This window comes from Streptomyces sp. KL116D (assembly GCF_030766975.1).
In the GTDB taxonomy this organism is placed as follows: Bacteria; Actinomycetota; Actinomycetes; order Streptomycetales; family Streptomycetaceae; genus Streptomyces; species Streptomyces longispororuber_A.
The window spans coordinates 1-6,406 of the sequence record NZ_JASERH010000075.1 but is presented as its reverse complement, the minus strand read 5'-3'; the positions used below and the strand labels follow the sequence as shown (position 1 = coordinate 6,406).

The window sequence follows — 6,406 nt, the reverse complement described above, 5'->3', positions numbered from 1 at the left end:
CCCACGGCGCCGGGTCCCCGCAGGCCATCCACTGGCTGGAGGTGCGGGCCGACCTGGCGCGGCTCGCCCGGGACCCCGGCCGCAGCTGCGAGTTGTGGAGCGCGGTGGCCCAGGCCCGGCTGGCCCGCGGCGAGGCGCCCACCGACGAGGACGTCGAGGCCGCCGTCGACCGCGCCCACCACCAGTGGGAGCAGGTCGACGACCCGGCCAGGGCCAGGAGCCACGCGAGGGCCCTCACCGCGCTGCGCGCCCAGGTGCCGGGCCGCCGGCCGGGCGCCGCCGAGGCGATCCGGCGGCGCCTCGACGTGCTGCGCACGGTGACGCCGTCGGCCTGAGGCGCGCGCCGCGCCTCAGCACCCGCGCCGCACGTACCCCTTCGCCCCCGCAGGCCGCACGTCCACGTCGCGCAGCACGATCGACAGCCGCTCGCCCCACGCGCGGCAGGCCCGCGCGAAGTCGGCCGCGCGGTACTCGACGACGAAGACCCGGTCGTCGTAGGCCGACGCGTACTCCCCGCACTCGTCGTAGCGGGCGCACTCCTCGGCGACCGCGAAGTCGAAGCCGACGGACGCGTGCTTCGGGAGGAGTTCGGTGGTGTTCTTCTGGCCCACGGCGAGTCCGGCCGCGTGCGACCGGTCGGCGAGCAGCTTCGCGAAGGCGACGGCGTCGGCCGGGGCGAGGAGGCCCTTCGAGCGCGCGTAGGAGTCGAGGTTGTCCGGCTCGACCGCCTGGTAGCCGTCGGCCGCGCAGCCGTCGATCCAGCGGCCGACGATCCGCGCGAGGCGGGCCCGCTTGTCGGCGGCCGAGATGTCGAGCAGGGCCTCGTCCCAGTCCTCGTCGATCACGAGCCGTCCCCGTGCGTCGCGCAGCAGCAGGTCGGGATGGTGCTGCCGCCACCAGCGCAGCGCGTCCGGCTGGGCCTGGAAGGCGTTGACGTAGCAGACGTTGTAGAGACCGCGGGCGGGCGCCGCGGTGCGGTCGCGGGCGACGGCCCGCACTCCGGCGGGCGGCGCGTACGGGCCGCCGATCTGGTAGTCGAAGCCGACGTCGGCCGTCGGCCGCACGACCCGTGGCGCGTCGTCGCCGGACCCGGACGACGCACAGCCGGACACCAGCAGTGCGGCGCCGACGAGACAGCAGACGGACGACGGCCGGCGGGGCGGCCGGCGGGGCGGCCGTGGAGACGGTCGGCGAGATGGCCGGCGGAACAGTCGGCGGGACAGTGGCGCGAAGATCACCACCGCACCCTACGGCGCCCCGGGCCGGCCCAGCGGGCACCGGAAGCACACCCGGTCCTGCCCCGGTCCGTCGTAGTCGGAGCGCACCGCGACCCCGCCCACCTCCCGGTCGCCCGCCTCCACCTCGAACCCCAGCGCCCGGTGGAACGCGATCGACCCGGCGTTGCCCGGCGACGTGATCGCCCGCACGTCGCGGCGCCCGGCGCTCGCTGCCCGCCGGAAGAACTCCTCGTACAGCCGCCGCCCCACGCCCGCTCCGCGCAGGGCCGGGTCGACGCCGACGAAGTGGATGTACGCGGACGTGGTGTCGTCGGCGGAGTGGAGGCCGACCAGGAACGCGCGGATCCCGGGCCCGTCGGCAAGGACCAGGCTCGTCCCCGCGAAGAACTGCAGGAAGAGCCGGGGCAGCAGCAGGGACAGTTCGCGGGCCTCCTGCGGGGTGCGGGAGTCGCCCCACCACTCCTGGACGCGCCGCACGATCTCGGGGTGGTCGCTCTCGCGGGCCGGCCGCAGGTCCGGTGACTCGGGCATGAACGGTCCTTTCCGGGCAGGGGGACAGGAGTCGGCACAGTCCGTGACGTACCTCACGTCCCGCCGCGGCACCGCCGGGAACAAGCCTGCCCCGTCGCCCGTTGAACCCACCGTGGACACGGATGGAACAGTGTCCCCGGGCCTCACCTATTGCCCGCAGGGAAGATCGTTCGGCTGAAGCCCTGCGGAGCCCCCCGCCGAGAGGCGACCGCCATCCGTGCCCACCTTCGAGCCGCCCCGGCCGTGATCCCCCGTCGCGGTCGGGGCTTTCCACTGCTCCCGCCATGGCCGAATCCGCGACTAAAGTGCGGGGCATGGCGCGTAATCAGGAGACCAAGCACCGGCTCGTCACCACGTTCCAGCGCAGGATCGTCAATCCGCTGACCAAGCGCCTGCCCGGTCAGGTCCTCCTGGAGACCACCGGCCGCACCTCGGGTCTGCCGCGGCAGACCCCGGTCGGCGGCCGCCGCATCGGGGACACCTTCTGGCTCGTCTCGGAATTCGGCCTGAAGTCGCACTACGTCCGCAACATCCGGGCCGACCCCAAGGTGCGCGTCCGCATCCGGGGCCGCTGGTACGACGGCACGGCCCACCTCCTCCCGGAGGACGACGCCCACGCCCGCCTGCGGACGCTGCCCCTGTTCAACAGCACGGCCGTACGCGCCGCGGGCACCCAACTCCTCACGGTCCGCGTCGACTTGGCGTGACGACGGGGGAGCGGTGGCGGCTTCCGGGGGTGGGCGTGGACACGTCAGCGGTCTTCGGCCGGGTCCGCGGCCTGGCATGATCGGGGCATGGCAGAACGTGTGATCGCCGCGTGTGACGGCGCCTCGAAGGGAAACCCCGGACCCGCCGGCTGGGCCTGGGTCGTCGCCGACAGTGACGAGAAGCCCGTCCAGTGGGAGGCCGGGGCGCTCGGTACCGCGACGAACAACGTCGCCGAACTCACCGCCCTCGAGCGGCTGTTGAGCACCGTCGGCCCGGACGTCCCGCTGGAGGTCCGGATGGACTCCCAGTACGCGATGAAGGCGGTCACCACCTGGCTGCCCGGCTGGAAGCGCAAGGGCTGGAAGACCGCGGCCGGCAAGCCCGTCGCCAACCAGGAACTCGTCGCCCGGATCGACGCGCTCCTCGAAGGCCGCACGGTCGAGTTCAAGTACGTCCCCGCCCACCAGGTCGACGGCGACCCGCTGAACGACTTCGCGGACCGCGCCGCCAGCCAGGCCGCCGTCGCCCAGCAGGACGCCGGCAGCGCACTCGGCTCCCCTGAGCCGCCGCCGTCGTCGCCGTCCGCGGCGTCGGGCGGCCGCCCCAAGGCCGCGGCCAAGAAGAAGTCCGCCTCCGCCTCGGGCTCCGGATCCTCCTCGCGCACCCTGAAGGCGAAGTTCCCCGGCCGCTGCCGCTGCGGCCGCTCGTACGCCGCGGGTGAGGACATCGCCAAGAACCCCGACGGCTGGGGCCACCCGGAGTGCCGCGTCCAGGCCTGACCGCCGCGCCCCGGGCTCCGCTCAACCCGCCCTCCCACAGGGGCGATTGAGTAGGGTCCGGGTATGCGACTCACGGTTCTCGGCGGCTGCGGCGCCTGGCCCACCGCCGGGCAGGCGTGCAGCGGCTACCTCGTCGAGCACGACGGCTTCCGGCTCCTGATCGACCCCGGCTACGCGACGTTCCCGTGCCTCCTGGACCACGGGACGCCGGACGGGGTGGACGCGGTTCTGGCCAGCCACGGACACCCCGACCACTGCGCCGATCTCAATCCGCTGCTGCGCGCCCGCGGACTGAGCGACAGCCCGCCGCCCGCGCTGCCCCTGTACGCCCCGCACGGCGCCCTCGACGCCGTGCTCGCCCTGGACAAGCCGGCCATGCTGGCCGCCGCGTACACGCTGCACGGATTCCGGCCGGGGGACCGGCTGCGGATCGGGCCCTTCGCCGTCGAGACCTGGCTGCTGCCGCACTTCGTGCCGAACGCCGGTCTGCGGCTGACCGCGGGCGGCACCGTCCTCGCGTACACCGGTGACACGGGCCCGAGCCCCGACATCGTCCGGCTCGCCGACGGCGCCGACCTGTTCCTGTCCGAGGCCACCTACCTGCACCGGGTGCCGGATCCGGGCGACGCCCCGTACCTGCTGACCGCGCACGGCGCCGGGCGGTACGCGACGCAGGCGGGGGCGGGGCGGCTGCTGCTCACCCATCTGTGGCCCGGCACCGACGAGGGCGCCGCCCGCAAGGCGGGCGGCGAGACGTACGACGGGCCGGTGGCCGTCGCGACCACCGGCCTCGTCCTGGACCTGTGACCGCCCGCTAGTTGCTGACCCGCACGTAGTCGACGACCAGCTGCTGCGGGAACTGCGTGCTGCCGTCCGGGTCGCCCGGCCAGTACCCGCCCACGGCCAGGTTCAGTATCAGGAAGAACGGCTTCTCGAAGACCCACTGGTTGCCGCCGACGTCGGCGGGCGTACGGGTCTGGTAGACCGTGCCGTCCACCGACCACTTGATGGAGTTCGGCGACCAGTCCACGGCGAACGTGTGGAAGTCGTCGGCGAACGCCTGCCCGCCGGGCAGCGAGTAGCCCGCGCCGATGCCGGCCGAACCGGAGTAGCCGGGCCCGTGGATCGTGCCGTGCACCGTGGACGGCTCGAAGCCCACGTTCTCCATCACGTCGATCTCGCCCGAGTTCGGCCAGCCGACCGAGCCGATGTCGTCGCCGAGCATCCAGAACGCCGGCCACATGCCCTGACCGCGCGGCACCTTCATCCGTGCCTCGACGCGGCCGTGCGTCGTCGTGAACTTGCCCGAGGTGTTCAGCCGGGCCGACGTGTACTCGCACGTGCCGTACCAGCACTGGTAGTTGCCGGGGTTCTCCTTGCGCGCGGTGATGACCAGGTGGCCCTGGCCGTCGAGCGCGGCGTTGTTCGAGCCGGACGTGTAGTACTGCCGCTCGTGGTTGTTGACGTTGTCGCCGGTCTCGATCTGCCACTTCGACCCGTCGACCGCCGAGCCGGCGGCCCCGTCGAAGTCGTCGGAGAAGGTGACGGCGGCGGCCGAGGCGTCGGAGCCGACGTCCGCGGCGTTCGCGGTGGGGACGAGCGCCGCGCCGACACACAGGAGCGCGGCCGCGCCCAGTGGGAGCCTGCGGCGGAGGGACTTGCGCATGGAGCATCACGTCACTTCGGGTAGGGGGATCGTGCCTGTCTCGGACACGCCGGAAAGTGAAGACAGAGGTGAAGACGATGGTGCGGACAGAGGTGCGGACAGAAAGTGAAGACAGAAGCGGTGCGCGTGGGGCGCTAACTTCAGAAGTTGATTTAAGGGGCGCCCGGAAGTGACGTCAAGGGATTCGTCCGTACCAACTCCCTTACCGGCCAAGCTGCTTCACGCACGGCAGGGCCCCGGACGTCACCGCCGTCCGGGGCCCTGGGGGTGCGCGGCGCCCTAGTGCTCGCGCAGCGCCTTGATCAGCTCGCCCTTGTTCATCTGCGAGCGCCCGTCGATGCCGATCTTCTTCGCCTCGCGGTACAGGTCCTCCTTCGTGCGGTCCTCGTACGCGCCCGCCTTGCCGCCCTTGCGGCCGGTCGCGGAGCGGGAGGAGCGGGCCGCGTCGTTGGCGACGCGGGCGGCCTTCTCCTTGCTCGCGCCCTCGCGGCGCAGCGCCTGGTACGTCTTCTCGTCCTTGATCTGTGCTCGGGGCACAGGAACCACCTCCGGTGGTGATCGGTCATGACCTGGCGCTTCCTGCCTATCCCGGGCCGGGCCGGGCCGCCACGCGGGCGCCGCCTCCGCGACGCGTCAGGCGGGCTGCGGGGCGAGCGCGTCCGGCGCGGTCGCGACCTTGCGGGTCTCGCGCAGGAACAGCAGGCCGGTGGCCACCATCGCGGTCGCGGTGAGGGCGTGCACGCCGAGCGCGGTGGCCACGGAGCCGTGGTGGGCCAGCACGGTGGTCATGTCGCCGTAGGCGGCGAAGGCCTCCACCAGCAGCGCCCAGCCCAGCGCCCTGCGGTGGCCCGTCAGGAGCAGGACGCCCAGGACCAGGGCCAGCACGACGTCACGGATTCCCTTGATGACCAGGAAGCCGCCGCCGTCACCGGACGGATAGCTCGGCAGGCCGAAGGTCGGCGCCGTGGTCTCGGGGATCAGGATGAACTCCGTCCCGAACCAGAGGATGAAGAGGATGAAGGCGGCGGCCAGCACGGTGTTGATCTTCTTCAGCGTCATTGTTCTTCTCCTTGAGGGTCTGCTGCGGACGTGCGGAATCCGATCGGGTCGCCCGAAGGCTCAGGCGAGGGCGGCGACGAGCGCGGCGAAGGCGGCGACGATGACCGCGACGCGCAGGTAGTGCCAGCGCTCCCAGCGCTTCGTCTGCTGCTTCCAGTCGGCGGGCCGGTTCTCCGGGGTCCACGTCTTGCCCCGGTTGTTGATCGGGACGAGCAGCAGGACCGACATGATCACGCTGACGATCAGCAGGGCGCCGCCGGTGACGACCAGCCCGGTCCCGGGCTCGTCCCAGGCGGCCGCGGCCCACAGGGCGGTGAGGACGACCGAGCCGATGTACCAGAAGGGCATCAGCGCGCCGAGCATCCGACCGCCGTGTGCGCGGCCGAGCTGGCCGCTGTCCTCCGGGAGGGCGTCGAAGATCCGGT

The 6,406-nt window shown here is 72.9% G+C and carries 8 protein-coding genes and 2 pseudogenes; 4 read left to right on the top strand and 6 right to left on the bottom strand.

The genetic code is table 11. The features are described 5' to 3' along the window. Positions 1-335, top strand: a pseudogene (locus RBJ77_RS30170) (hypothetical protein); the annotation flags it as partial. A 15-nt stretch (positions 336-350) separates the two neighbouring features. Here RBJ77_RS30170 and RBJ77_RS30165 read toward each other — a convergent pair. Both RBJ77_RS30165 and RBJ77_RS30160 read right to left on the bottom strand, forming a co-directional pair. Continuing rightward, positions 351-1,211 carry an endo alpha-1,4 polygalactosaminidase gene (locus RBJ77_RS30165; RefSeq protein ID WP_372347892.1) on the bottom strand — a complete coding sequence of 287 codons (861 nt, stop codon included), beginning with the start codon at positions 1,209-1,211 and terminating at the stop codon, positions 351-353. 36 nt (positions 1,212-1,247) lie between these two features. Beyond that, on the bottom strand, positions 1,248-1,769 hold the full coding sequence (locus RBJ77_RS30160; RefSeq protein ID WP_372347891.1) for an N-acetyltransferase family protein: 522 nt from the start codon (positions 1,767-1,769) through the stop codon (positions 1,248-1,250). A 314-nt stretch (positions 1,770-2,083) separates the two neighbouring features. Here RBJ77_RS30160 and RBJ77_RS30155 point away from each other — a divergent pair, with 314 nt between their 5' ends. The 3 genes from RBJ77_RS30155 to RBJ77_RS30145 all read left to right on the top strand — a co-directional run bounded on the left by RBJ77_RS30155 (position 2,084) and on the right by RBJ77_RS30145 (position 4,063). Beyond that, positions 2,084-2,476: a nitroreductase/quinone reductase family protein gene (locus RBJ77_RS30155; RefSeq protein ID WP_372347890.1), complete on the top strand. Its 393-nt coding sequence runs from the start codon at positions 2,084-2,086 to the stop codon at positions 2,474-2,476. 87 nt (positions 2,477-2,563) lie between these two features. After that, complete coding sequence (locus RBJ77_RS30150) at positions 2,564-3,256, top strand: ribonuclease H (RefSeq protein WP_372347889.1); 693 nt, start codon at positions 2,564-2,566, stop codon at positions 3,254-3,256. 63 nt (positions 3,257-3,319) lie between these two features. Further along, positions 3,320-4,063, top strand: coding sequence for an MBL fold metallo-hydrolase (locus RBJ77_RS30145; RefSeq protein WP_372347888.1), 744 nt, complete (start codon positions 3,320-3,322; stop codon positions 4,061-4,063). Between the two features lie 13 nt (positions 4,064-4,076). Here RBJ77_RS30145 and RBJ77_RS30140 read toward each other — a convergent pair. The 4 genes and pseudogenes from RBJ77_RS30140 to RBJ77_RS30125 form a co-directional block, all read right to left on the bottom strand. Further along, a pseudogene (locus tag RBJ77_RS30140) lies at positions 4,077-4,922 on the bottom strand (family 16 glycosylhydrolase); the annotation flags it as partial. A gap of 279 nt (positions 4,923-5,201) precedes the next feature. Further along, a complete protein-coding gene (locus RBJ77_RS30135) occupies positions 5,202-5,459 on the bottom strand; it encodes a Rho termination factor (RefSeq protein WP_372347887.1) in 258 nt (85 codons plus the stop codon). A 96-nt stretch (positions 5,460-5,555) separates the two neighbouring features. Beyond that, positions 5,556-5,981, bottom strand: a complete 426-nt coding sequence (locus tag RBJ77_RS30130) for a DUF4267 domain-containing protein (protein WP_372347886.1) — start codon at positions 5,979-5,981, stop codon at positions 5,556-5,558. Positions 5,982-6,041: 60 nt separating this feature from the next. Further along, positions 6,042-6,406 (bottom strand): anthrone oxygenase family protein (locus RBJ77_RS30125; protein ID WP_372347885.1); only part of this gene is annotated, 365 nt, incomplete at its 5' end.

Coding starts and splice junctions, on each gene's coding strand:
- RBJ77_RS30160 (WP_372347891.1), bottom strand. CDS start 1,769: ATGCCCGAGTCACCGGACCTGCGGCCGGCCCGCGAGAGCGACCACCCC.
- RBJ77_RS30155 (WP_372347890.1), top strand. CDS start 2,084: ATGGCGCGTAATCAGGAGACCAAGCACCGGCTCGTCACCACGTTCCAG.
- RBJ77_RS30150 (WP_372347889.1), top strand. CDS start 2,564: ATGGCAGAACGTGTGATCGCCGCGTGTGACGGCGCCTCGAAGGGAAAC.
- RBJ77_RS30145 (WP_372347888.1), top strand. CDS start 3,320: ATGCGACTCACGGTTCTCGGCGGCTGCGGCGCCTGGCCCACCGCCGGG.
- RBJ77_RS30130 (WP_372347886.1), bottom strand. CDS start 5,981: ATGACGCTGAAGAAGATCAACACCGTGCTGGCCGCCGCCTTCATCCTC.